This window comes from Enterococcus sp. 2STP (genome assembly GCF_032465635.1).
Taxonomy (GTDB): Bacteria; Bacillota; Bacilli; order Lactobacillales; family Enterococcaceae; genus Enterococcus_B; species Enterococcus_B lactis.
The window spans coordinates 290,678-314,781 of record NZ_JAWDJH010000019.1 but is presented as its reverse complement, the minus strand read 5'-3'; the positions used below and the strand labels follow the sequence as shown (position 1 = coordinate 314,781).

The 24,104-nt window shown below is 37.2% G+C and carries 24 protein-coding genes; 21 read left to right on the top strand and 3 right to left on the bottom strand.

The genetic code is table 11. The features are described 5' to 3' along the window. The first annotated feature begins 229 nt into the window (after positions 1–229). Genes RWU19_RS09175 through RWU19_RS09140 form a run of 8 tightly spaced genes read left to right on the top strand, consistent with a single transcriptional unit; the run spans position 230 to position 3,839 of the window. Entirely contained in the window at positions 230–643 is a 414-nt protein-coding gene (locus tag RWU19_RS09175; RefSeq protein WP_123838155.1) for a DUF1310 family protein, read from the top strand. Beyond that, on the top strand, positions 640–861 hold the full coding sequence (locus tag RWU19_RS09170; RefSeq protein ID WP_123838154.1) for a hypothetical protein: 222 nt from the start codon (positions 640–642) through the stop codon (positions 859–861). The genes RWU19_RS09175 and RWU19_RS09170 overlap by 4 nt, the downstream gene beginning before the upstream one ends. 23 nt (positions 862–884) lie before the next feature. Next, positions 885–1,289, top strand: coding sequence for a DUF1310 family protein (locus tag RWU19_RS09165; RefSeq protein ID WP_123838153.1), 405 nt, complete (start codon positions 885–887; stop codon positions 1,287–1,289). After that, complete coding sequence (locus tag RWU19_RS09160) at positions 1,279–1,491, top strand: hypothetical protein (RefSeq protein ID WP_260241477.1); 213 nt, start codon at positions 1,279–1,281, stop codon at positions 1,489–1,491. The genes RWU19_RS09165 and RWU19_RS09160 overlap by 11 nt, the downstream gene beginning before the upstream one ends. Positions 1,492–1,514: 23 nt before the next feature. After that, positions 1,515–1,925, top strand: coding sequence for a DUF1310 family protein (locus RWU19_RS09155; RefSeq protein WP_123853073.1), 411 nt, complete (start codon positions 1,515–1,517; stop codon positions 1,923–1,925). Beyond that, positions 1,915–3,165 (top strand): hypothetical protein, encoded by a 1,251-nt coding sequence (locus RWU19_RS09150; protein WP_123838150.1) that lies wholly within the window; start codon positions 1,915–1,917, stop codon positions 3,163–3,165. Before RWU19_RS09155 ends, RWU19_RS09150 begins: the two co-directional genes overlap by 11 nt. A gap of 10 nt (positions 3,166–3,175) precedes the next feature. Continuing rightward, positions 3,176–3,541 carry a hypothetical protein gene (locus tag RWU19_RS09145; RefSeq protein ID WP_010732001.1) on the top strand — a complete coding sequence of 122 codons (366 nt, stop codon included), beginning with the start codon at positions 3,176–3,178 and terminating at the stop codon, positions 3,539–3,541. Beyond that, positions 3,534–3,839 (top strand): hypothetical protein, encoded by a 306-nt coding sequence (locus RWU19_RS09140; RefSeq protein WP_002312086.1) that lies wholly within the window; start codon positions 3,534–3,536, stop codon positions 3,837–3,839. The genes RWU19_RS09145 and RWU19_RS09140 overlap by 8 nt, the downstream gene beginning before the upstream one ends. Before the next feature lie 172 nt (positions 3,840–4,011). On the opposite strand, the gene RWU19_RS09135 is transcribed toward RWU19_RS09140, so the two are convergent. Continuing rightward, positions 4,012–4,677, bottom strand: a complete 666-nt coding sequence (locus RWU19_RS09135; protein WP_123838149.1) for a helix-turn-helix domain-containing protein — start codon at positions 4,675–4,677, stop codon at positions 4,012–4,014. A 125-nt stretch (positions 4,678–4,802) separates the two neighbouring features. Here RWU19_RS09135 and RWU19_RS09130 point away from each other — a divergent pair, with 125 nt between their 5' ends. The 5 genes from RWU19_RS09130 (at position 4,803) to RWU19_RS09110 (ending at position 9,988) form a co-directional block, all read left to right on the top strand. Then, complete coding sequence (locus tag RWU19_RS09130) at positions 4,803–6,839, top strand: DUF1430 domain-containing protein (RefSeq protein ID WP_123853072.1); 2,037 nt, start codon at positions 4,803–4,805, stop codon at positions 6,837–6,839. Between the two features lie 3 nt (positions 6,840–6,842). Beyond that, a complete protein-coding gene (locus tag RWU19_RS09125; protein ID WP_123838148.1) occupies positions 6,843–7,481 on the top strand; it encodes an ABC transporter ATP-binding protein in 639 nt (212 codons plus the stop codon). Between the two features lie 27 nt (positions 7,482–7,508). After that, entirely contained in the window at positions 7,509–7,937 is a 429-nt protein-coding gene (locus RWU19_RS09120; protein ID WP_123838147.1) for a hypothetical protein, read from the top strand. 455 nt (positions 7,938–8,392) lie between these two features. Then, positions 8,393–9,304: a peptidylprolyl isomerase gene (locus RWU19_RS09115; RefSeq protein WP_024634852.1), complete on the top strand. Its 912-nt coding sequence runs from the start codon at positions 8,393–8,395 to the stop codon at positions 9,302–9,304. Between the two features lie 315 nt (positions 9,305–9,619). Then, positions 9,620–9,988: a hypothetical protein gene (locus RWU19_RS09110; protein ID WP_104764141.1), complete on the top strand. Its 369-nt coding sequence runs from the start codon at positions 9,620–9,622 to the stop codon at positions 9,986–9,988. A gap of 67 nt (positions 9,989–10,055) precedes the next feature. Here RWU19_RS09110 and RWU19_RS09105 read toward each other — a convergent pair whose 3' ends face one another. Continuing rightward, positions 10,056–11,570 (bottom strand): helix-turn-helix domain-containing protein, encoded by a 1,515-nt coding sequence (locus tag RWU19_RS09105; RefSeq protein WP_123838146.1) that lies wholly within the window; start codon positions 11,568–11,570, stop codon positions 10,056–10,058. Between the two features lie 159 nt (positions 11,571–11,729). Between RWU19_RS09105 and RWU19_RS09100 the strand changes: the two genes are divergently transcribed. The 5 genes from RWU19_RS09100 (at position 11,730) to RWU19_RS09080 (ending at position 19,985) form a co-directional block, all read left to right on the top strand. After that, the gene (locus RWU19_RS09100; protein ID WP_316032191.1) at positions 11,730–13,808 is read left to right on the top strand and encodes a VWA domain-containing protein; all 2,079 of its coding nucleotides are present in this window, start codon (positions 11,730–11,732) and stop codon (positions 13,806–13,808) included. Positions 13,809–13,904: 96 nt separating this feature from the next. Then, a complete protein-coding gene (locus RWU19_RS09095) occupies positions 13,905–14,789 on the top strand; it encodes a diacylglycerol/lipid kinase family protein (RefSeq protein ID WP_002340946.1) in 885 nt (294 codons plus the stop codon). Between the two features lie 225 nt (positions 14,790–15,014). After that, positions 15,015–18,182, top strand: a complete 3,168-nt coding sequence (locus RWU19_RS09090; protein WP_123838144.1) for an Ig-like domain-containing protein — start codon at positions 15,015–15,017, stop codon at positions 18,180–18,182. Between the two features lie 19 nt (positions 18,183–18,201). Beyond that, positions 18,202–19,230 (top strand): DUF916 and DUF3324 domain-containing protein, encoded by a 1,029-nt coding sequence (locus tag RWU19_RS09085; protein WP_123838143.1) that lies wholly within the window; start codon positions 18,202–18,204, stop codon positions 19,228–19,230. Further along, complete coding sequence (locus tag RWU19_RS09080) at positions 19,227–19,985, top strand: WxL domain-containing protein (protein WP_123838142.1); 759 nt, start codon at positions 19,227–19,229, stop codon at positions 19,983–19,985. Before RWU19_RS09085 ends, RWU19_RS09080 begins: the two co-directional genes overlap by 4 nt. A gap of 85 nt (positions 19,986–20,070) precedes the next feature. On the opposite strand, the gene RWU19_RS09075 is transcribed toward RWU19_RS09080, so the two are convergent. Then, the gene (locus RWU19_RS09075; RefSeq protein ID WP_070770438.1) at positions 20,071–20,811 is read right to left on the bottom strand and encodes a LytR/AlgR family response regulator transcription factor; all 741 of its coding nucleotides are present in this window, start codon (positions 20,809–20,811) and stop codon (positions 20,071–20,073) included. On the opposite strand from RWU19_RS09075, the gene RWU19_RS09070 reads away from it, so the two are divergent. The 3 genes from RWU19_RS09070 (at position 20,812) to RWU19_RS09060 (ending at position 24,032) form a co-directional block, all read left to right on the top strand. Beyond that, on the top strand, positions 20,812–22,125 hold the full coding sequence (locus RWU19_RS09070; protein ID WP_123838141.1) for a GHKL domain-containing protein: 1,314 nt from the start codon (positions 20,812–20,814) through the stop codon (positions 22,123–22,125). It abuts the gene before it with no gap. A gap of 228 nt (positions 22,126–22,353) precedes the next feature. After that, positions 22,354–23,280 carry an ATP-binding cassette domain-containing protein gene (locus RWU19_RS09065; protein WP_123838140.1) on the top strand — a complete coding sequence of 309 codons (927 nt, stop codon included), beginning with the start codon at positions 22,354–22,356 and terminating at the stop codon, positions 23,278–23,280. Next, positions 23,277–24,032: an ABC transporter permease gene (locus RWU19_RS09060; RefSeq protein ID WP_104764135.1), complete on the top strand. Its 756-nt coding sequence runs from the start codon at positions 23,277–23,279 to the stop codon at positions 24,030–24,032. Before RWU19_RS09065 ends, RWU19_RS09060 begins: the two co-directional genes overlap by 4 nt. The last annotated feature ends 72 nt before the right edge of the window (positions 24,033–24,104 follow it).

Sequence of the window (24,104 nt, the reverse complement as noted above, 5' to 3'; positions counted from 1 at the left end):
CCACAGTATGATATTTTTTCATTGTCTAACTATTATTTTATAAACTTTTTTTATTTTTATAGTAAAAATTTGGAATCCTGTATAAAGGCTTTTATGTTAACATTTAAATGAATGCGCTTTTATATAGCTGAAGTTTTGTATAGAGAAGATAAATAATCCATTAAAATTATAAGCTTTGTGATGAATTTATAAATCCCGGATCATTTTGCTAACTAAAAAAGGAGCCTAAATGAAAAAGAAAAAACGATGGCTGATTCCACTGATCGGCATACTCATACTTTTAGGAATAGGAGGAAAACTAGTGATAGACAAGCAAAATAAAGCAGAAAAGTTACAAAAAGAAATGATCGAAATCGTGAAAAGCGAGGAGGCAAAACAGGTATTTGAAGAAGGTTTGAAGAACTTAGACCCCAAAGCATTGACCCCAGAAGGAGTGATCCAATCTTATGAAATCGATTACGATAGTATAGAACATAATCCGATGGGTGGGATAGATGGAACGATAGTTGTGAATAACGATAAAGAATTATATATTTACTTTCACCTGAATAAAAATAGTAATGGAATTTTTTCTAGTGAATATGTAATTGCAGGAAACTCGAGCAAGCTAGGTACTAATTTGCGTAAGGAGAGAGTAGAATGAGCCAAATTTATTATACTGATGCGGAACGTGTGGAAATTGCGAATAAAGAGTATAAAAATTGGAAAGTAAAAGAAGAGGTACGCCTTAAAGATGGAACGTTTTTAGGCTACGTCTCCCAAGTCATCAACAACCTCTCTGGCGAACAGTCTTTTGTCATCACCCATACGGACCGCTTCGTTTCCCCGGTTGCGCCATTGCCGGAAAGATTGGTGAGATAAATAAAACTAAAAAAGGAGCCTAAATGAAAAAGAAAAAATGGTGGTTGGTCCCACTGATCGGCGTACTCATACTTTTAGGAATAGGAGGAAAATTAGTGATAGACAAGCAAAATAAAGCAGAAAAGTTACAAAAAGAAATGATCGAAGTCGTAAAAAGCGAAGAGGCGAAACAGGAGTTTCAGGAGGTATGTAAAAATTTAGATTCAAGAGCATTCACCTCTGGTGGATTAATCCAAACTTATAAAATTGATTATACTACTATGAGGCATAATCCAATGGGCGGAATTAACGTAGTTCTAATAATTAATAACGATGAAGAATTAACCATAGAATATACCCTTAATAAAAACAATGGAAAACTGGAGGCTGGCGGAATTAATTACTCTGGAAAATTAGCTGAGCTACTGGAGGAAGATCATGATGAATGATAAACAAAAAGTCGAGTTAGCTAATAAAGAGTACGATAATTTAAAAATAAAAAATAAAATAGATATAGACAAAGGAAACATATCAATCGGATACGTCTCCCAAGTCATCAACAACCCCTCTGGCGAACAGTCTTTTGTCATCACCCATACGGACCGCTTCGTTTCCCCAGTTGTGCCATTGCCGGAAAGACTGGTGAGATAAATAAAACTAAAAAAGGAGCCTAAATGAAAAAGAAAAAATGGTGGTTGGTCCCACTGATCGGATTACTCATACTTTTAGGAATAGGAGGAAAATTAGTGATAGACAAGCAAAATAAAGCAGAAAAGTTACAAAAAGAAATGATCGAAGTCGTGAAAAGCGAAGAGGCAAAACAGGTAGTTGAAGAAGGTTTGAAGAACTTGGACCCTAAAGCATTGACCCCAGAAGGAGTGATTCAATCTTATGAAATCGATTACGACAGTATAGAACACAATCCGATGGGCGGGATAAATGTAACTATATTAGCTAATAGAAAAGAAAATCTTTATGTGTTTTTTACCTTGAAAAAGAACGAGAGTGGCGATTTAAAAGACGGAGGTGGCGGCAATTCATCTGATTTAGAAAAATTATTAGAGGGGGATAAATATGTCAAGTAATTATTCAGATCAGGTTAGAGTAACGATAGCAGAACAAGAATATAAAGATTATAAAGAATCTGATCCAGTAAAAATAATAATTAAAAATGATAAAAAGACAATCGGCTACGTCTCCCAAGTCATCAACAACCTCTCCGGCGAACAGTCTTTTGTCATCACCCATACGGACCACTTCGTTTCCCCGGTTGCGCCATTGCCGGAAAGATTGGCGGTTAAAGAAGTAACGGTGCTTTATCGCGGTTCGACAGGCTTAGATAAAGTCAAGGAACAAACTGGCGATGTGTGGCAAGACTGGGTCGTCAACAATGTGGATATGGCACGTAAGATCCTCGCGGCTGAACAAGGCGCACCGCCCCCGCAGTTAAGATCGTCTGCGGAGACCTTGAAGGAAGCGATGCGCCAGTATCCTAATGCCCAGTTTTTCGTCTATGGTCATTCTTTAGGCTCCATGAATGGACAATATGCTGTCGCTGATTTGTCATTGGAGGAAAGCAGGCGTCTTAGTGGAGGATATTTTTTCCAAGGACCCAATATTTATACGGTATTGACGCCAAGTCAGCGCGTGACCGCTGATCTTCTGACGAGGTCAGGAAAACTGCATAATTATGTCGATGAGAAAGACTTGGTACCAATCGGCTATAGCAAAGACAAGCCGATGATCGGCCGAATGCGCCCAGTGTTGTCTAAAAAAGTCGGGTGGGTCGACCAGCACATGTGGGGTGGATATCAGTATGACCAATTCGGGAATGTCTTGCTTGATACGAAAGGAGAACCTGATGTGATCGGGTTGGAAACCCAGCAGCGTCTTGCCGGCATCGAAAACGTGAAGAGACACTTTCTAGCAAAAGGCAGTCTATCTTCTGCTCAAAAAATATTTTTGGATGCATCACAAGCCAAAGCGATTACTAGTGGGTACAAAAAAACAGTGGAGATAGAAATTAGTGAATTAAAGAAATGGTTCCAAACAGAAATCAGAAATGCCAATGAATTATGGCAAACGACAAAATTAGACGCCCGCTATTGGGGAGCAAGTTTGACACATTATGAAGAACTGGAAGCACTTGATTCTTGGGGAGTAACGGAACGGAGTATACGGATAGACCCAGTAAATGAATATGAACGAACAGTAGCAACGCTTAGAAAATCAGAAGAAGAGCTTGAAAGGCTATTAAGAAACATTGAACAAACGATCAATAGGCAAGTAGATTCTGATCATGAGCTCAGCCATTACTTATTTTAGAGGTGAATAAATGGAACAAGAAATCAGAAGGAAAATAGAAGAAACCGAAGAAATTTATCGTAAAAATCGTGTAGCATTAGAAAATCATCTGGATTATCTGTCGAATGAGCAAAGAAAATTTCAACGCTATTTAGAAAATATCTCTGTGCAAATCAATGCCACCGCTAAACATTATGAGACCAACCCTCCCGAAAATAAAAGGGCAGTCTATCGTCTCTTAGAACAAGCAAGTGAAGAATCACGGCAACGAACACGAGCAACCCAACGGAATCTGGAAGAACGACTACATGAAAATCAATCTATATATAACAAAAAGATCCGTCAGTATGAAGAAGAATACAGAAAATCAAAAAGAGAGGGAGAATCCTATGTTTGAATTCGATTGGATCATGAGTGGTGTAGATGCTTTACTTGAAGGAGCAAATAATGAATTAATCCAGCAACGAAAGAATCTGGAAAAACAACTCATCCGTTTACTTGTAGCAAGTCCCAGCAAAGCTACATCCCAAACTAGAAAATCCCTCACACGAGAAAGAAAAAGCCAAGGAGCAACTAAACTGAAGAATGCCAGTGATACCTATAAAAACAATGTTTCTGCTGCCGCCAAAGGCCAATGGGTAGATGCGGCATTAGACAATGTTCAAAGCGTCTCGGATCGGTTAAGGAGGTTGTGAGAGCAGTGCTTCTCCAGAATAAACATCTCTGCCTAATCAAATTTTTCGATTAGGCAGAGATGTTTATTTATTTAACGACTTTCATCTCAAGGTTTCTCCAATTAACTCGTGACCCTATTTTTTGATAAGATCATGTGCATTGATTTTTTCTATCTTTATGTTCCTCTCCTACTTAATGCCTATCTGGCTCCTGAGGGGTTCTTTTTCCGGCGTCGTCATAGTCTTGGCTGAGGATCTCTTGGTAATCTGAGGGAATGGCTTCCCAAGAGAGCAGGCGAACGTTCATGACGTGTTTTCCTTTGTGTTTGATTACAGCATGATTCTTACCTTTTTCTACCTCTCCAGCGTGAAAAGACAGCCATGTACCATGACCAAAGATATCATTACATACCCAATGTTCGATGGAATTGTCTACGTATCCTACAGGGAGTGTGGTATAGCCGATTTGTGGTTTCAAAAAAGGGTTGAATCGATCAATCGTTTCATTTTTGTATTGATAATTGATAAGAAAAAGATAGACCAAACAAAAGACGAGCAGAAAGAAAGATAGTGTCTTTTTGAGTGAGAAGGGTTGTTTTGATGAATAAGATTTCTTGATAACAAGAGGTTCATCCGGCAATGTCGGTTCTATTGATTCGGCAGTTGGCTCAATAGAAGGAAAATCAATCGGCAGACCTAAAGTCTGATGTAAAAGTGACAGCATTTCAAGATCTGGCATTGTACGAGAATTTTCCCAACTAGAGATTGTTTTATCGGAAACACCGATTTTTTCGCCTAGTTCTTTTTGCGTAAGGTTACAATTTCTGCGGTAAGTTCGTATTTTTTCTCCGATGTTCATCTTCTTCTCCTTTCGATTCTACAGTATATAGATTTATTCTACATGACCTATACACTTGATAGATACGTTTTTTTGATGAAAAACGGTATGATTTTATCGAAGAATCATTTAAGTAAGGGAGAGTGGTGATAATCAAAAAAAAGTTCACAGTTTTACTCACAATCATAGTGATCGGTATCATGATTGGTTTTGCTTTGGTTAGTATAAATAAACAGGTACTCTATCGGACAAATAAATTTTTCCACCAAACGGATGCTTATACTCCGATTCGATTGCCACAACATTTTATTGAGCGAAAAGAATATGAGCAGCTAATCATGGTATTTGAAAATGTATCATCAGAAACTGAACTTTCTTATATGAAAAAAACCGTAAACGAATCCAATGAAGTAGATACATCTTGGAACTTCAAGATACAGCCAAAGCTTGAAATGACATTGTATTATCAAGGGAATGTCAAATCTTCTCACGAGAAGGTACCCTATTCTAATACCACCTTTCACGTAATGTCCATTGAAGAATCAATCAAAATAAAAGATTTTGAAGGTGAATTTTTCTTGATGACGAGAGAAAAAGAAGACTATGAACGGTTCATTTCACTATTTGTGGAACGATTCAATCAAGCATTTCACACTGGTTATGCGACTGATGTTTTTGAAGACTTTGAAAATAGCTATTCGTATTCGGTTATTTCAAGTACAGACGTATATAATTATCGAGTGTATTTAACTATTGGGTTGATTCTTTTATTCCTTTTGTTACCATCCTTTTTCTTATTGATGAATAAAGAAATCAGTTTATTGTTGAATAATGGCTTTTCATTACATCAAGTATTGTGGTGTTTATTTGGGAAAAAGAAAATCATTACTACATTCATAATTGCAGGAATTATTGGTGGTTTTATTTTTATGTATTATAAGGAGCAATTTCTTTATTTGTTCCAGATGTACGTTTTCTTGTTCAGCGGAATATATGGTATCTCTTTGATTTCTCTTTTATTAGTTGAAAAAATCGCTTCGTTAAGAGAAGCGTTCAACTATATCCAATACATTCTTTTTACATTTGGATTGTTGTTTTCTCTTCTTTTGACCGTTGCCAATGTCGAATTAGCAACTATCGTTTTTTCTTCTTCACAGTTAGCTGTTTCCCATGAACCGCCAAAAGAGATCGCTGATGAAGACTATCATGTGTTTTATCCAGTAACCATCGGGAAAAACCATGTGGATTTTATTTATTCCAATCGTTTTGCATCAGCAGCAGATCAGGAATTATATGAAACTTTGAATAAAAACGGAAGTATATTAGTCAATGTATCAGATTACTTGAATGAAGAAAACGAACAGTTTGGCAGAGGGATAAAAATAAATCTAAATTATCTTAAGAAATTTCCTTTGGTTGATGTCTCTGGAAGGTTGATCCAAATAACCGAAGAAGAAACACACCCTGTTATATTGATCCCTGAACGATATAGATATACAGATTTAAAAAATGACCTAGCGCAAATAACAGAATATTATCAAGAAATCAGTGAAAAAGAACCAAAAATTCTATTTATAAAAAACAGTCAACCCATTTATACATTTATTCCTTCTATCCCATGGATCGAACATTATCCGGTTGTTGAAATACTGACATTGAAAAACAGTACGTATTGGGAAAGGAATATTCTCAGCGGAGAAATCTATCCGCCGTTAAAGATCAAGATAGGCTCTTTGTCGAAAGAAAGGTTATTTGAGCTGATTGAAGAAAGTCAGTTACGTGATAACTTGCAGTTATCATTTCCGTATACTCAGACTGAAGAGATAGCTGTCAAAGTGTTAAGCAGATCATTTCATTACTTGATACAGATATTTTTACTCACTTTCTTTTCTTTCTTCTTGTTGAGCTATGTCATGTTATGCATATATTTTGTCTACAATTGTCGGAAAATCGCTATCTTTCGTTCAAGTGGTTATTCGCTCTTTGAAACGTATAAAGATTTCTTCATGATGAACCTCATCAAATGGGGAATGACAAGTGTAATCTTCCTTTTTCTTATAGAAAGAGAGCCTAAATATCTTTTTAATATTATTTTCTTTAGTTTCATTGATTTTATTCTGTCAGTTGTTTTTATTTCGTCTACAGAAAAGAAAAGTCAATTATTGTTGATGAATGGAGGTTAACAATTGGAGCCGTTGATAGTGATAAAAGGTGCGAAAAAAATCATTCGAAACAAAACGATTCTTCATTTGGATCATTTTACTGCGGATGCTGGAGATCTTGTGACTGTTGTTGGAGAAAGTGGAGCAGGTAAAAGTACGTTATTGAATATATTAGGATTGAATGATCGGTTCAGTTCAGGACAATTCTATTTGTTCGATCAAGAGACGAAACAATTAACTGGAAGAGAGAAGCGCTTGATAAAAAGAAATACCATATCTTTTCTTTTTCAAGATTTTGGGTTGATTGAATATGAAACGATTGATTTTAATTTAGATATTGGATTGAAGTTTTCGAATTTAAATGCTTCGGATAAACGAATAGCAAAATATGAGGCATTGAAAAAAGTAAATATAAACAAGAAGCTAAGTACGCCTATCTACACATTATCTGGTGGTGAGAAGCAAAGAATCGCCTGTGCGAGAGTCTTATTGAAGAATAGCAAAATCATTTTAGCCGATGAACCAACTGGATCATTAGATAAACGAAATAAGGAGCAAGTCGTTGAAATCTTATCGCAACAAGCTTCACAAGGTGTGTTAGTTATTGTGGTCACGCATGATCCATATCTGACCAAAATAGGAAACAAGAAGATCATGCTTTAGAAATCAAAAAGGAAAGGATGTCGTTTTATGAAAAAAGCAGTTATTATTTGTGCACTAGGGATAGGTTTTGTTGGAGGAAACGTTATGTCATCTGAAGTGGAAGCAAATTCAGTTCACGGTGAAATCTATTACAAATCTTTAAAGCCAGGAGAGATTCATTTTGATGCTAAAGGTAATATTATTAAGTCAAATTTACCAGTAGACCGGGAAATTTCTAGAACAGCAATTAATCATAGCTCTGGAAGATGGGTTTATTATAGTGATACAACTTGGACGAGAAAAACTGGTCATTCTAACCACTATAGTCGTGTCTATAATCGTCACGGTGCAAAAGCGAAAGTTGGAAACTCTATTCGATCAGCAAATGCAACAAAAGGAGTATGGGCTTATGCAAGTGCGACAGGAAATAGAACTGACACATTCTCATGTTGGTACAATCCAACCGGTTGGTATTAAGTATCCAAAAGTTTATATAAAATAGAAAAAACATACAATGAAACAGCGTTAAAAGTTATTTTTGGTAGTTTTAATATATTCATTTTTAGTTGTATAAAAATATATCATAATAAAAACAACAAAAAAATGTCTGAAAAATCGGACATAAAAGTGTCTGATTTGAATATCCCAACAGTGGAAGAAGAAAAATAAAATTGATAACATTTGTTCTAAGAATTAGTTACGTTAAAAGCGTAACGCAAGATAGACTTGAAAAACGATAACAAAAGAAGTAGTATATTAAGGTGTGATATGCTACTTGACATTTATTCTGCTGAGCGAACTTTCTGGATGGTATAGACTTCTATCTATTCAGGCCGTATCAAGCAGATTAGTAGAGGTGTTCTAGATGTTTCTCATCTTGAGCACCTTTGTTTTTAGCAATTCGCAAAAAACGAAAGTAGGAGAACAAATAAATGAAGAAAAGATTTTTAGCACTTGCCATCGTACTAGGCGCTGGTTTATTGTCAGGCTGTACGAATGCTGGTGAAAAAACAGCCGTTAGTTATAAAGGCGGCACAATCAGCGAACAAGAAGTAATGGATAGCTTGAAAAAAATGCAAGGAGCAGATTCCACTGTGCAACAGTTGATCGTTTATCAAGTATTTGAAGACAAATACGGAGATGACGTATCAACTAAAGAAGTCGATTCCCAATATGATCAAACAAAGAAACAATTGGGTGATTCATTTGATTCACAATTGAAAACTGCAGGTTACACTGAAGAAACATTCAAAGACAGTATCAAACAAAGCTTAGCCTTCCAAGAAGGTCTAAAGAAGCATATCAAATTGACTGATGAAGATCTAAAAACGGCTTGGAAAACTTTCCATCCAGAAGTAGAAGCTCAAATCATCCAAGTAGCAAGTGAAAACGATGCAAAAGATGTGAAGAAAGCTGCTGATAAGGGAGACGATTTCTCTAAATTAGCTAAAGACAAGTCAACTGATACTACGACAAAAGAAGATGGCGGAAAAGTAAAATTTGATTCCACTACTACAACGGTTCCAACAGAAGTCAAAGAAGCAGCTTTCAAGTTGAAAGACGGTCAAGTTTCTGATGTGATCACTTCTACTAATACCTCAACTTACGCGACAGAATACTACGTGGTCAAAATGGTGAAAAACCAAAACAAAGGCAACGACATGGATAAATACAAAAAAGAATTGAAAGAAATCGCGACAGACACAAAATTAAGTGACAGTACCTTCCAGAATAAAGTGATTGGCGAAGTATTGAAAGACGCTAATGTAAAAATTAAAGACAAAGACTTTGAAAATGTTTTGAGTACATTCACTTCAGATTCCAGTACAGCAAGTAGTAAATAAGCAGAATAAATAAAAAAGTATGAACTATTTAAACCAATAAAACCGTTCATCTAAATCTTTTTATTAGAGCTAAATCAACAGTAGTTTCATTACTACTTGATTTAGTTCTTTTTATTTAAACAATTCTTTGTTTTAGTTGGAATCCAAGATAGCCACCCTAGATATTTCCCTGTATAATATTAAATAAAGAAAACGATGTCAAAAAATGTACGTAGAAGTAGATAAATGGAGTGATTTTGCAAATTTCTTTTATTTCTAGAAGTTATTCACGTATAAGGATTTGTTTTTCTCACAAATAAAAAGGCAGGAAGTACAATGGATCATTTGTATATAAAATATATTCATCGATTTTCCGTTTTGATGTTAGGCACCCTGATTATAGCAGGGATTGTAGCATTTATTATTCAAGGCCATGAAACGTTAACGATACATAAAGAGTTTTTCAGTTATGCATGTGGTATTCCTCTTATCGCTATGAGGTCTGACAACAAAAATTGGAAGAGACGCTATTACATTCTCCTGCTATTTTTGTGCTTTTATCTGCCACCTAAAATTTTCAGTTTGTTAGGTGTCTATCAAATAATATTACCTTTTCGTTCTTATTTTGCTGTATTGAGTGTTCTCATTTTGGTTGTTTTTATGTTTTATCGTTTTAAGAATTCTGACCCACCTAGCAAAGTTTAGATGAGTGGGTCAGGATTTTTTGAGTGAATCGATAGTATGAATTGAATTTTTGTAAGCAAAACAACTTTTATGATGGGATAAGTGTATCTAGTTTTTTCTGTATAGCCAGTAAATCTGATAAAGTAACTTGTGCGTTGATCAATAAAGTTTCGGTAGATCCTTCTAATTCTGTGATTGGCGTGGTACTCAAACAAAAATCATAATTCTCTTCTTTCAGGGAATGGCTGACCTCAATTGGATAATAGCTTTGGAAAGTAGTCTGGATTCGTTCAATGATCCCTTGCTCAATCGTAAAAGGTAAGTCGGTTTCAACTTTTATTTTTATTTTGTTTGAGAAACTGATAGGTCTGGCGACCATAGACCAAGCAACCGCTACATGTAAGGATAATCCTTCTTGTTTATCTGGTTCTTTCGAATAAATCTTGTTTCTCTTCACTAATTCTTCCGATTGTTGTAACAAACCGGTGAATTTGAGAGATAAATATTCTTTTAGATTATAACCAGTTAAGGAATAGTCCATTTTTCCAAACATTTCTACAGAGAGGATACCTGTATATAATGTCACAAAAATCATTCTTTTCTTTTCTTCATCAACCAATCCAGTATCGGCTTTTTTTATTAATTGCGGATAAAGTAACATGATTTTTTCTATTAGAGTGCTATCACTTCTATGAGTATCAATATCAGCCAAACAGTCAGTATTTATGTTTTTTTGATGGAAATCAGCACGTGAATACAGCCATAAAAAAATAAATTCGATATTTGATCTATCTAAATGGTAATGGGTACTTAATTTTTCCGCTAATATATTTTTTATAGATTGCATATTCTTCATATCTGATGGTGATACTGGCTGTTTGACAAAAGGGAATCGTTCAACGACAGAATGCATTTCCTCATCGATCTTCAAGCCTTTGCGTGTTCTTAGAATCGTCACAGCCAATACATAACAGGAAAGTTTTAATTCGATTGTGTTAACAGGAATCTGACATTCATGGTAGATTTCCGTGACGATCTTTTCACATTTTCTTTGAGATATACCCGTAAAAGGCCAATGCAAGCCAGAAAAGACCCGCCAAAAAAAAGCCACCATAAAGAAGCGTATACGCATCTCTTTACCGATTAAGTGAACGGTACCTTTTGATTTCTTCAAGGAAAAATCCATGGGTTCAAGCAGAGATGCTAACTCATGCATTCTTTTCCGAACACTTGATTCAGAAACAAAATTATCATAGGCGAATTTTGCGATGATGATCTCATTATCAAGTAAGAGAGTCTCAAGCAATTCAAAAAAAGGATTCGATTGAAGGACTTGTCTTGATAGGATCTTATAGTCTTTTTTCGAGCCATTGAATTTATAGCCTTGTCCATGCTTAACTGATAAAACTGCCATATGTTCTTTCTTTGTCATATAGGGTTTGTTCAACAACAAATCATAATATTTATAGACTGAGCGTCGATCCATTTTTAGACATTCACTGATTTCTTCTGTTCCCATGAATCGTTTGTTCTTGTATAAAAGCTTTAACAGTTCTAGTTCTTTCTTTGTTTCATTGCCAAAAAAAGAATGAAATACCTCCATTATTTAGACTCCTCGCTACATATATTCTATTATTGTAAATCATAGCATATGTTTTGTACCATTTTGTACTTTAATTGTACGATTTATTGTCTGTTAAAGTACTAGAAATCCTCTATACTGACTTCTAATAGTGAATAAAAGGGAGGAGATTGAATAAAGATGTGTAATAGAATAACTAAAACGAACCTGGCTAGCATGTTGATGATAGTGTTTAGTTTAGTTGCAGTGTTTTTTGGGGGAGACACATTTGCCGAAACAAATGCTTTTCATTATCAAAACAACGCAGAAGGGGAATTTTTGACAAATGGGGTAAAAGAAGGCGATACGTATAACTATGACTATGGGAATGCACCTGAAGCAAATTTTGATGAAGAAGATTATATAAATTATGAAAACAGCGCATTTGTAAAAAAATCTGTAAAAAAGGCAGAAGGAATACAAGGATTATTCGATGTAACATTAGCTATCAAGGGAAATCAATTAAAAAAACCAATTGACCTAGTAATGGTCATTGACTATTCTTCTTCGATGACGGGCGAAAAATTATCAAACGCACTAAAAGGCTTACAAGAATTTGGTGAAGAACTTGATGATTCCTTAGAAAGTGGGAACATCCGTATTGGAATCGTGGCATATAATCGCTTTGTTTATTCAACAGATGATTTTTTGACAGATATCAATCAACTGGAGTATTTTTTGAGAAATACAGCTGAAAGTCATACGGGAACATTCATGCAAAAAGGATTGCTGGAAGGCCAATCACTTTTAGAAGAAAAGAGTAGACCAGAAGCAGAAAAAATGTTGGTGCATATCGGAGATGACAGTGCTAATCGAAGTTATCTCCCTAAAGAAACTGCACAAGTATTTCATAATTCAGGAGAAATTGTGGATTATAACGGGTACCACACGGATCAATATGTCACAGAATTCCAAACGGACTCAGAAAAATATCAAACAAGCGGTAGTTCGACAGATCCAAATGCGGTTTCTGTAAGCAGTTCTCTTATCAATGATGCGACATTAGGAACAATCATTTCGATAAAAAATGCAGGAATCAAATGTTATTCTGTAGCAACAGCTCCTTCATCGCGAGGCGAATATATAGGCAGAAATCTAGCTTCTTCCCCAAATAATTATTTATCGATTGATGAGAATCTGACTGGCCTTGGAAATGCATTGAAGGAAATTGCGAATGGAATGGATAAAACAATTGTTAATGGTACAGTTACTGATCCAATGGGGAAAGATATCTTGCTGCAGGGAACTGGGGCATTTGGTCCTTCATATTATCAGCTGCAAGGTTGGAGTAAAGAAGAAAACGGAGAATGGCAAGCGGATGAAACTGTTCTAGGGAAGACTGAAGTGACTGAGAACGGGCAGATCATCAAACTAAATCATCTTACATTGGGAAAAAATGAAAAAATCACTTTTACGTATCAAATACGATTAGCTACGGAAGCAGAAGCCTTCAAAGGTGAAACATGGTATTTGTGTAATGGACGGACGACTCTTGATCCTTTGAACAATGGAGAACTTCTCGATTTTCCTATACCATCAATCAAGGCACCTACTGTAAAATTGAATATCAAGAAACAGTGGAAGAATATAGAAACTAATCATATACCAACTTCTATCCAATATGTCATCAAACGACAAACTGTTACCAATAATGAAAGCTGGATCACCTCAGACCCACTGATGTTATCTAAAGAAGAGGATTATGCAACTTCAGTCTATCAGGTACCCATTGCAGGTATTTCCTCTAGTTTGCCTCTTTACAATAATAACGGTGAGAATTTTATTTATAGTGTAGATGAGATAGACGTGCCGGATGGATTCACGTATGAGGTGATAAGTGATAGAAACAGTTTCACGATTATCAATACATTAGAAGAAACAGAGCCAAGTACGACAGAGCCAAGTACGACAGAGCCAAGTACGACAGAGCCAAGTACGACAGAGCCAAGTACGACAGAGCCAAGTACGGCAGAGCCAAGTACGACAGAGCCAAGTACGACAGAGTCAAGTACGACAGAGCCAAGTACGACAGAGCCAAGTATGACAGAACCAAGCACAACAGATAAGCAAATAATTATTGCATCTCAAGACTCGTCTAACGATCCTGATAAGCAATTGCCTAAAACTAATGAAAATAAGAAGAGCTCTGTTATACTCACAATTATTGGTCTGTTGGCAGTAGTCACTAGTGGATATGTACTTATCAAGCGTAGAAACTAATCATAAGAAACATTAAAGCGATACTTCATCACAGCCTAATTTTTTTCTTTATGCTATCGTTATATTAAAGAAATCAATGAGAAGGGAAAGAAAGTGATGAAAAAAGTTTTATTAGTGGTAAACCCCAGTTCAGGGGGGGAACAAGCAAAGGAATTTGAGCAATTAGCGATAGCAAAATTGGAATCGGTGTTTGATGAAGTGGTCGTCTTGCATACAAAAAAAGCAGGGGATGCAAAAAACTTTACTCGCGAGGCGGCTGTGGAAGGGTATCATAGTGTATTTGTCATGGGCGGAGACGGAACAGTCAACGAAGGAATCAGTGGAATCGCTGAACAAGAACATCGGCCAAATTTCGGCTTTTTCCCATTAGGTACGGTGAATGACTTGGCTCGAGCATTAGGGATACCGCTAGAGCCTGAGGAAGCGATCAATCATTTTTCGATTGAATCAGTCAAACCATTGGATATTGGAAAAATAAATGATGACTATTTTATGAATGTCGTTGCAATTGGCTCTATTCCTGAAGCAATCAATGATGTAGATGCGGAGAAGAAGACGAAATTCGGAAAACTAGCTTATTTCATGTCAGGAATCAAACAGTTAGCTTCCACACAATCCTACTCGTTTCACGTAGAAGTTGATGGAAAGAAGGAAGAGATTGAGAGTAGTACCCTACTGATAGGACTAACTAACTCAGTTGGCGGATTTGAGACATTGCTTCCAAATGCAAAAGTGGATGATGGTAAGCTCCATTTAGTTTATCTAAAAGATTCTTCTTTGATCGATACGCTTAAAACATTGCCAGACCTATTAAAAGGAGTAGATGAATCAACGAAAAATCTAGCCTACCTTACTTGTGAGCAATTAGTTGTGTCATTAGCTGATGAGGAAGAATTGACGACGAATGTTGATGGTGATGAAGGGGACAAATTACCTGTAAATATCAAAGTATTGCCCTCACATTTACAAGTTTATTGTTAAAATGGAGGTTGTGTGACCGAGGAGTTGGCGGGAGAACACCGCTTGTTCGGGATAAGGGACTGTGACAAGACTTTTGTCACAGCCTTTTTTTTGTACAAAAAAGAAATTTACACCTAATAGAAAAATTTTTCCATAAAAATACATATTTTAAATATGAAAGTACAATTGGAAATAGATTAAAACGATAAAATAAAATTGTCAAAACGTCAGAGAGGATGGTGGAGAATGAATCAATATGTAAAAAAGCTGATTGCGTCGATTTTGTTTGTCTTCCCTCTCTTGATGGTGACATCCGTTTTTGCCGATGTAGAGAAAACAAACGAATCAACGCAATCAGAGAATCAAAGTTTTGACAAGACTACTTTTTCAGAAGAATCGATTACTTCTGAAACTACAGAGTCCCAAAGTGAGGTTCCTACTAATAAAAGGCAAGAAGAAAATAAGACAAGTGAGACCTCAGAAGTAGCTGAACAAACGTCTGATAGCAGTGAAGCGGTACAGGTAAGAGCTGTTTCAGCGGATGGGTACAGCGAAGCTGCCACAACAGAAGAACTGGCACAGCTTCTCGCAGACGAATCAGTAACTAAGATCCGACTGACTCAGCCTTTGACTTTAGACAGGGAATTAGAGATCAAACGAGATATCGTTATTGATTTTGGTGGATTCGCTCACAATTTCGGCACACACCATATTTATATCAATGAGATACCTCAGTCGATCGAGTTCCAGAATTTTAAAGGAACAGCTGCACATCCAGGTGGATTGTTACCAAATATCGATGGAAATGCCATTATCATTGCTTATATGACCGATTTTTGGGGAAGCAGATATCATTTTACGGGAGAAATAAAATTTACCGGGACACTTGATTTGTATGATGGTTCCAAATTAGGACTGATTTACGCTCCTCGTGCAACTGTCACATTAGATGGTGTTTCCGGTGTGTTGGATGTCCAACCAATGAAAGAAGGACTGAATGCCGCTCCGGGTAAAGCCTATTTTTGTAGAAGCTATCAATTGAATGTGATCAATGGTAGTCAACTTTATGGACCATATCTAGGGAAATTCTACGGTTTTCTAGATTCAGGAGATGAGACTGGTAGTGGAAAAACAGCGCCAGGAATCCATATCTTAAGCGGTTCAAAGGTCTCTCTTGATTATGATCGGGCAGATGGAGTCAGCGATGAAGGAGAGGCAGTCGATACGCTACCTGGTAATGTCACGTTTGAAGTCAGTGGTTCGGGAAGCGAATTTTCGGTAAATACAAAGATCAATATTACCAACGACAACAATCGCGGAATCATCCAAATGAGGGGTTCAGGATCGAAAGTCGCTGTATCGAATGGTGGAAAAATCACAATCAATACAGCAACTACTGGCGGATTTCGTTTGCAAGGAGATTCTAGTCAAATCCATGTATCAAGTGGTGGTCAAATCTCGGTCAAAATGGCTGGAGATGACGATCAACCCGGGAACAATGGGATGCGTTTTGTAGGAAAAGGCCTTTCTTTGATCGTAGAAGGAGCCGGATCAGTTATCGACATCGATAAGCAGAGTGGGCGTTCCAGCGCAGTTCGTTTTGAGAACGGTACGCAAAAGCTGACAGTAACCAATGGAGGCTCATTGAGGGTAAGAAATGCAGGGGATGGCAAATCTTACGTGAACAGACTCAATCAAGGAAATCAAGCGATCCAATTTTATGACGCTTCTGGTTTTCTAGAAAGTCCAGGTTCAGCTGATTTTACAGTCACTGGAGAAAAATCAAATATCGATATACGCGCAGATTCCGGAGCAACTGTAGATACAACTGGAGATATTGATTTAAATTTTACGGCAGGTGAAAAAACTTATTTAGTCATGGTCGGGAAAACAGGGGAAGATAAGACCGGCATCATCAGTGGGGATGTGTTGAATGTGGACTTAGAATCTCCTACCTATTTTGATTTCCAAAACAAACGGATTGGAAGCGAGACCAATGGCATAGGCGGCTGGGTATTCCAAGGAAATGGAGATTCTTCTTTAAAGATCGCCCATTCAGAAATCGCTTTATGGCGAAAAACAGGCGCAACATTCGATAACTTTGAAAAAGACCCGGATTATTTTTCTGATATGACAGACTTATCGATCAATGGGACCGACTTAGGCAATTTCGTATCAAGCCCTAGTGCAGGTTTAACAAATGAATTTGCTCAGACAGGTGTCGGAATGAAAAATTATAATCGAATCAGTGCCAATAATCAGCTCCCGATGATTGAATCCTTAAGAGTGCCAACGAATGCAGATAAAAAAATCTATGGGCATGTCGTTGTTCCCGAAGGTGTCGAGGCAAAGCCAAGAGATGCTTGGACAGGCGAAGTAGAAGTGACTTTACGTATTACTTACGCAGATACGACGAAATCACCTGTAGAAATTACTGCTCTCACGCAAGGACAAACAGATGAAAATGAAGGGGCAGGATATAACCCATGGGGAGAAGGCGAACAAGGCGGCTTGTTCGAAGTTCAAGTACCCAATGATGAGAGATTAAAAACGGGGGATAAAGTGCAAGTTGTTGCTGCTAAAAAAGTAAGAGGCGGCCAAGAAGTGACAGAACTGGACTCTGCCAAAACGACAGTCGATGTCATTCCTCCTGAGCCTGCTAAATTAAGTACCACATTGATCAATGCAGCTTCTCGCTCAATCACAGGTACAGGCGAAGCAGGATCCTTGGTTTCATTGAAAAAAAATCAAGCTGTTTTGTCAGAAACCACTATTGATGATACAGGTAAATTTGTTCTTTCTATCCCAGAAAATCAGCTTTTTGCAGGAGACGTATTAGAAATCGTATTAAACGACCAAGCAGGAGAAGCTGCTGCTAAGGGTGTGCAGAACAAGCCAAGTACCAACGATGAAATCGGGAATCACAATCCAAGTGATACGCCAGTTGTCTATCATGATGCTCCGCCTTTTGCGCCTGCTGCGAAGATCGTAGTAGAAGGTGGTCTCTCATTTCTTGCCCCTTCCAAACTCGATTTTGGACAGATCAAAGCAACTGGGTTGACGCAAGAAGCATTTGGCCAAATGGATGCGCAGGAAAAATTATGGATTTATGACCAACGAGAAACAAAAAGTCCATGGATCTTAACAATAAAACTATCTCAGCCCTTTACAAACGATTCAGGATTTTCTATGCAGGATGTCCTTTATTTCAAGAAAGGCGAGGAGTATCAATTAGTGAATGAAGAAGAACTGGAAATTGTCGAAGGACAAAATTCTACGAATGCGCAAGCAGATTATTCAGAATATTTAAATAACGGTCGGGCGTTTAAACTTGTCTTAACCAAAGAAAATCAGATAGCTGGTAATTACTCAGCAGAGATGACATGGACATTAGCAGATGCGCCGACAGAATAAAGATCAAGGAGGATGATTGATGAATCGAATATGGAATAAAAGTCATCGAAACAACTGCTCTTTACTTCTGATCCTTCTCCTTGGATTCATCCTTTGGCAGACACCTGTCCATGCCTCCGAATTCAATTTTGCGGTAGATTTTGAATTGCCGGCTAATCAGATCGATAAGAACAAAACATATATAAATGTAAGGATGGAGCCTGGAAAAACACAGGAAATCCCCTACACGGTCTTTAACCGAACAGATAAACCAGTAACAGTTGAGACATTGATCCACTCTGCTACGACGAATTCAAACGGTGTGATCGAATATGGAGAATCAAAAAGTAAATTAGATGAAACATTAAGTTATGATATGAAAAACTTAGCAAAAACAGTGGGAGAAATAACTGTTCCTCCTCAAAGTGCGGTCACTGAGACACTTTCATTGAAAGCTCCAGAAAAAGAGCTGGCTGGTGTGGTCGCAGGAGGGATCACGTTTCAAGAAAAAAAAGAGAACGTTTCTAACAAAAGTACAGTTGGTGTCGTCAATCAGTTTTCTCAAGTGAAAGCGATCTTGATTCGAAATAGCGAAAAAGAGTCTTCCCCAGATTTGAAATTAAAAAAAGCTTATGCGGATCAAAGCGATGGAAGAAATGTGATTAAGGTGAATCTTCAAAATCCAAATGCTTCATATATGTTCAGCTTGACTACATCGGTTGAAATCTACAAAAAAGACTCAAAAGAACCTTACCTTTCAATAAAAAAAGAAAAAATAGATGTAGCACCCAATACAAATTTTGATTTACTTGTCCCATTAGAAGGAAAAAAATTAGCTCCGGGACATTATCAAGCGGTTGTGAAGGGTGCTTGGAAAGAAAAACGCTGGAATCTTCATACTGATTTTGAAATAACTGATGATGCAGCGGACCAATTGAATGAAAAGGATATTGATTTAAAAAATCAGCCAGAAACATTTGACTGGCGATGGCTGATACTTGTTGGAGTCATTCTTATTGGCTTATTTGCTGGATTATTTATTTTAAAAGAAAGAAGGAAAAAGAAATGAAAAAAACAATTGCATTAAGTACCGTTCTAGCTGGAAGTCTATTATTATGTACACAAAGTGTTTTTGCTGAGAATAAGAGCTCAGCCACTACAGAAGGAACGATTTCTGTAACAAAACCAGATGCCGCAAATCCTGAAGACGTCGTTCCGGTTCCTCCCGTTGATCCAAATGATCCCGATACGCCATTTACACCTGATGAACCAAATCAGGGAACATCCGGATTACTGACGATTGACCAAGCCCCAGATCTTGATTTCGGAACAATCAAGTTAGGCACAGCAAAAACAGTATATGCTGCATTACAAAGCGGAACGGACAGTACTGGGGCACCAACACAAGTACAGAATTTCGTACAAGTAACGGATAAAAGCGGAAATTATGCCGGTTGGAAACTATCAGTCAAACGAACAGAATTTATTGGAACAACATCTGATACGAATAAACTAACTGGTTCAAAGGTGAAATTCAAAAATGCTGTGATTCGAAATAGCGCAACTAATAGCAGTGGAACGCCATCTACCATTTCTGGAACTGGCGCTGAAGGAATCGAGATCCCAGCAGATCAGGCAGTAGATCTAGTAACTGCAGGGGCAAATGAAGGGATTGGCACATGGATTTATTCACTAGGGGAAAATGCGGAACAAGGGAGACAATCAGTGGAATTATTTGTTCCTGTATCCAATTATGCCGTAGACAACTACGTTTCAACATTTACATGGTCGTTAACAGATGCGCCTACAGAAGAGGAAGCGTAAAATCATATCAACGATTTCAGGGAGTGGGCCTTTAGTTGGCTCCACTCCCTGAAATCTGCTCTGCTTACTTCGCAGCTCTCATTCATCAGCTCGAAGCAGTTTGCTGGAAATCATGGAAACGCTCCTTTGTCTTTTCAAAGATTTTCCGACCAACGAGTAAGGAATCACCGTTGAAAAATTCTAACACATAATGAGCAGAATCGATTTTCTGCAATTGTGATAAGTTGATACAGTAGGATTTTAAAAGTAAAAAGTAAGTGTATTTTTCTAACTCTATCTTCAACTGTTTTAATGAAGTACTTACTAGTTTATCTTCTGTCGTTGTTTTGACCATAACTTGATTTTTCAATCCTTTGATACTTTCAATATATAAAATTTCCCGAGGATATAGGACGAGACTCCCGCCTTTTTGATCAATGAAGATTTTATCGACATTTACAATCTGCTGTTCTTTCCAATTGATTTGTTCTAGCACTTGATGAATTTGTTCAGATAAATTCCTGTCTTTTCTGATATATCCAATCGGAAGGATTTTCCGGTTGATGATATCTACTGCAAAGTTCGTATAGGCGGTGAAAAAAATGATATTGCTATGAGCATTTTTTTTACGTATTTGTTCGGCAACATCAATACCTGTGAGTGATTGCTTCAAGTCGATATCGATAAAGAAAACATCGTGATTATCAATAGTGCCCAACTGGATCAACTGATTGATTTGGGAGATGGAAGTGAGCTGCACGATATTCTCGATATGATGATTGACCAATTCTTTGATGATCCATTCGCTGTGAAACTGGTTATCTTCTATGATAAAATACTTTTTCATATGCAGGCTCCTATCAAAAAAATATGTGTACATGATGAAACAAAACAATGGAGGAATAAGATGTTCGCAACAGTGACACTTTATTTGACCTTTACTTTGATTTTAGATTTAGGTATTTATTTATTCTTTTCGAAACAGCTGCTAGTAAAAATCAGCTTTGGTTGTTTAGCTTTAATGGCGCTGATAATTTTTCTTCCTATTCCTAAAGTAAGTTTTCCTTATTTAGTTGGCTTATTATTAATGCTTCTCTTTTATTCTACTACGAAAAACCTATTTATCAGCTGTTTGATCAGTAATCTTTTTTTTGCTATCACTGGGTTCAGCTTTTTTCTGGTTTTTGACTTGGTAAATTATTTAGGAAGAGTACACCTCGGAACAGCAAGTATTCTTGCACTGCTCGTCGCATATCTTTTCTACCTATTAGTAAAAAGTATAGACAAACGGACGAAATTTCTCAACTTGCTTTTTACTTATCCAACCGAGCATTATTTTGGCTGTATGTGTATTTTATTAAGTTGGATCGTGATTTTCTTGGTATTGGGAAGTGTTCATTTTCGTTCCTCTGATTATCTGCTTTTGTCTCTTTTATCGATTGTGATCAGTTTTTTTTCGTTGCTTTTTTCTATTATGTTGATTAGCTTTCAAGTAAAAGAAAGACAGCATCAGGAATCACTTCAACTGTATCAAATAAACGAAGAATATTACCATCATCTTGAAGAATTCAAACATGATTATAAGAGTTTGTTGTTTTCATTAAAAAGCACTATTCAGGAAAACAAAAAAGAAACATTGAAATTTTTAGAAATCTTAGAAAACTATTCTGCAGCTATTTTGGAAGAACCGCAAAAGCAACAGCTGACAAAGATTTTATCGCCAGTTGTTAGGGGCGTCTTTTTAGAGTTTCTAGAAAAAGCAGAATCGGAGAAAATCCCGATCCAAGTAGTTATTCCTGCCGAAGTGAAAACAATCCCGATTGACTTGGTTGTTTTTATTCGCTGTTTATCTATTTTTATTTCTAACGCATTCGATCATCGTGTAGCCGATCAGAGTCCGATTACGATCAATCTGCTGGAAGAAAAAGAGGGATTACGTTTTAGTATAGCGAACAAGGCAAATCCGACGAATTTGACGCTAGCGGAAATGGTCCAAAGAGGAAGAACCTCTAAAAAAAACGGCGGGTTAGGTCTATACAGTGCGAAAAAAATGTTGGATGCTTACGAAAATGCAGAACTAAAAATCGATTTTTCAAAGCAGAATCACTGTTTCTTTGTAGAAATGTATCTGGCGGCCAAAAACAGTGAATCAGTCTGCTGACTTAACATCGCGAAGAACAGCTTGAACAAAGATTAAATATAAAGGGAGTTCAACAACACAGTTTATTCAAAAAGTAAACATAAACAAACAGAAGCGTGATGACCATTGTCACCCTTCTGTTTGTTTTACTATTTAGTAAAACAAAGTAGTTGACAGTTCTGCTACTTAGTAATACTATATTCATATACTTCGTGTTACTAAGTAGATAGGGAGAAAAGAGGGAAAACAATGGAAAAGATGATTACTGTGACAGATTTATACAAGTCTTTCTCAGGAAAAAAAGTAATAGATGGTGTGAGTTTTACAGTTGACGAAGGCAGCATTTTTGCTTTGCTAGGTACAAATGGTGCGGGGAAAACAACGATCCTCAAGATGTTAGCTACTTTGCTTACACCGGATAAAGGACAGATCCGTATTGCTCATTTCGATGTGGCAAAACAAGGAACCCAAGTCCGTGAACGGATTAGTTTGACGGGGCAATTTACTGCAGTAGATGATGTGCTGACTGGTAGAGAAAATTTAGTGCTTATTGGAAAGCTTCGCCACTTGAAGGATCATAAGCAGCGGATTGATGAATTATTACACACGTTTGATTTACATGAAGCAGCTGATCGCCCAGTGCATACGTATTCCGGAGGGATGAGAAGAAAACTGGACTTAGCGATGAGTTTGTTGGGGGATCCGACCGTTTTGTTTTTAGATGAGCCGACAACAGGTCTGGACCCACAAGCAAGAGCTTCTTTATGGGAAACGATCAGGAATTTGAGAAAAGCCGGTGTGACTGTCTTTTTGACGACACAATATTTAGAAGAAGCAGATCAATTGGCGGATCAAATCGCTATTTTGGATCAAGGGAAGATTGCACTTCAAGGAAGTGTAGCTGAGGTCAAAAAATATTTACCGCAAGGAACGATCGAACTGACTTTTGCAGAAGAAGAAACATTCCAAGCCGCATATCGACTGGTAGGCGGAGAAAAGAACGAAGCATTATTGTCTTTATCGATCCCGACTGACAACGATGTTCAAAAAGTAACAGAGATTCTTACTTTACTTCAGCAAAACAAGATTGAAGTTCTGGAATTTGCACAAAAACAACCAACATTAGATGATGTCTTTTTCTCAATCATCAATCAGACGAAGGAGGAAGAAAAATGAACGTGATCCAAGACACGATGACACTAACAGGAAGAATGATGAAGCATATGACGCGAAGCGCTGATACGATTATTACGGTCGTAGTGATGCCAATCATGATCATGCTGGCGTTTGTTTATATATTAGGAGGAGCAATGACCATATCTGTGGCTAGCTATAAAGGGTTCATTCTCCCAGCCATCTTGCTAATGACAGTCATGAGCGGTGTGGCTTATACAGCTTTTCGTTTGAATAATGATGTGACTACTGGGATTTTTGAACGATTCCACTCTATGCCGATTGCTAAATCTGCTATTTTGAACAGTCATGTTGTCACAAGTATGCTGTTTAATTTATTGTCCGTTGCTCTTGTTTTATTCAGTGGGGTCTTGATTGGTTTTCGACCAAAAGCGGATATTGGCGAGTGGTTATTGGCACTAGGGCTTTTAGTACTTGTAACCTTAGCTATGTCATGGATTGCTGTATTTTTTGGGCTCATTGCTAAAAGCAATGAAACAGCTAGCGTCTTCTCTTATTTGCTGATGGGGCTTTTATTTATCAGTTCCGGCTTTGTACCTACAGAAACGCTGCCGCATGCTTTACAAGGGTTTGCTGATTATCAGCCGATAACCCCTATTATCAATGGACTCCGTTCACTCATGAGTGCTGGAAAAGTACCTGATGATTTATGGACGGCTTTTGCTTGGAGCATTGGGAGTATCGTAGTTTTTCAATGGTTGTCGGTTTTCGTTTATCGCAAAAAACAAAATTAACAGCTTAAATGATTGACGTGTCAATGATTTCAAAATATGATGAAAGCGAGTATAGCGAAAGTACAGGTGAAA

Bases quoted from the DNA above. Each gene is read 5' to 3' on its own strand.
- RWU19_RS09175 (WP_123838155.1), top strand. From the start codon at position 230: ATGAAAAAGAAAAAACGATGGCTGATTCCACTGATCGGCATACTCATA.
- RWU19_RS09170 (WP_123838154.1), top strand. From the start codon at position 640: ATGAGCCAAATTTATTATACTGATGCGGAACGTGTGGAAATTGCGAAT.
- RWU19_RS09165 (WP_123838153.1), top strand. From the start codon at position 885: ATGAAAAAGAAAAAATGGTGGTTGGTCCCACTGATCGGCGTACTCATA.
- RWU19_RS09160 (WP_260241477.1), top strand. From the start codon at position 1,279: ATGATGAATGATAAACAAAAAGTCGAGTTAGCTAATAAAGAGTACGAT.
- RWU19_RS09155 (WP_123853073.1), top strand. From the start codon at position 1,515: ATGAAAAAGAAAAAATGGTGGTTGGTCCCACTGATCGGATTACTCATA.
- RWU19_RS09150 (WP_123838150.1), top strand. From the start codon at position 1,915: ATGTCAAGTAATTATTCAGATCAGGTTAGAGTAACGATAGCAGAACAA.
- RWU19_RS09145 (WP_010732001.1), top strand. From the start codon at position 3,176: ATGGAACAAGAAATCAGAAGGAAAATAGAAGAAACCGAAGAAATTTAT.
- RWU19_RS09140 (WP_002312086.1), top strand. From the start codon at position 3,534: ATGTTTGAATTCGATTGGATCATGAGTGGTGTAGATGCTTTACTTGAA.
- RWU19_RS09135 (WP_123838149.1), bottom strand. From the start codon at position 4,677: ATGAACATCGGAGAAAAAATACGAACTTACCGCAGAAATTGTAACCTT.
- RWU19_RS09120 (WP_123838147.1), top strand. From the start codon at position 7,509: ATGAAAAAAGCAGTTATTATTTGTGCACTAGGGATAGGTTTTGTTGGA.
- RWU19_RS09115 (WP_024634852.1), top strand. From the start codon at position 8,393: ATGAAGAAAAGATTTTTAGCACTTGCCATCGTACTAGGCGCTGGTTTA.
- RWU19_RS09110 (WP_104764141.1), top strand. From the start codon at position 9,620: ATGGATCATTTGTATATAAAATATATTCATCGATTTTCCGTTTTGATG.
- RWU19_RS09105 (WP_123838146.1), bottom strand. From the start codon at position 11,570: ATGGAGGTATTTCATTCTTTTTTTGGCAATGAAACAAAGAAAGAACTA.
- RWU19_RS09100 (WP_316032191.1), top strand. From the start codon at position 11,730: ATGTGTAATAGAATAACTAAAACGAACCTGGCTAGCATGTTGATGATA.
- RWU19_RS09095 (WP_002340946.1), top strand. From the start codon at position 13,905: ATGAAAAAAGTTTTATTAGTGGTAAACCCCAGTTCAGGGGGGGAACAA.
- RWU19_RS09090 (WP_123838144.1), top strand. From the start codon at position 15,015: ATGAATCAATATGTAAAAAAGCTGATTGCGTCGATTTTGTTTGTCTTC.
- RWU19_RS09085 (WP_123838143.1), top strand. From the start codon at position 18,202: ATGAATCGAATATGGAATAAAAGTCATCGAAACAACTGCTCTTTACTT.
- RWU19_RS09080 (WP_123838142.1), top strand. From the start codon at position 19,227: ATGAAAAAAACAATTGCATTAAGTACCGTTCTAGCTGGAAGTCTATTA.
- RWU19_RS09075 (WP_070770438.1), bottom strand. From the start codon at position 20,811: ATGAAAAAGTATTTTATCATAGAAGATAACCAGTTTCACAGCGAATGG.
- RWU19_RS09070 (WP_123838141.1), top strand. From the start codon at position 20,812: ATGCAGGCTCCTATCAAAAAAATATGTGTACATGATGAAACAAAACAA.
- RWU19_RS09065 (WP_123838140.1), top strand. From the start codon at position 22,354: ATGGAAAAGATGATTACTGTGACAGATTTATACAAGTCTTTCTCAGGA.
- RWU19_RS09060 (WP_104764135.1), top strand. From the start codon at position 23,277: ATGAACGTGATCCAAGACACGATGACACTAACAGGAAGAATGATGAAG.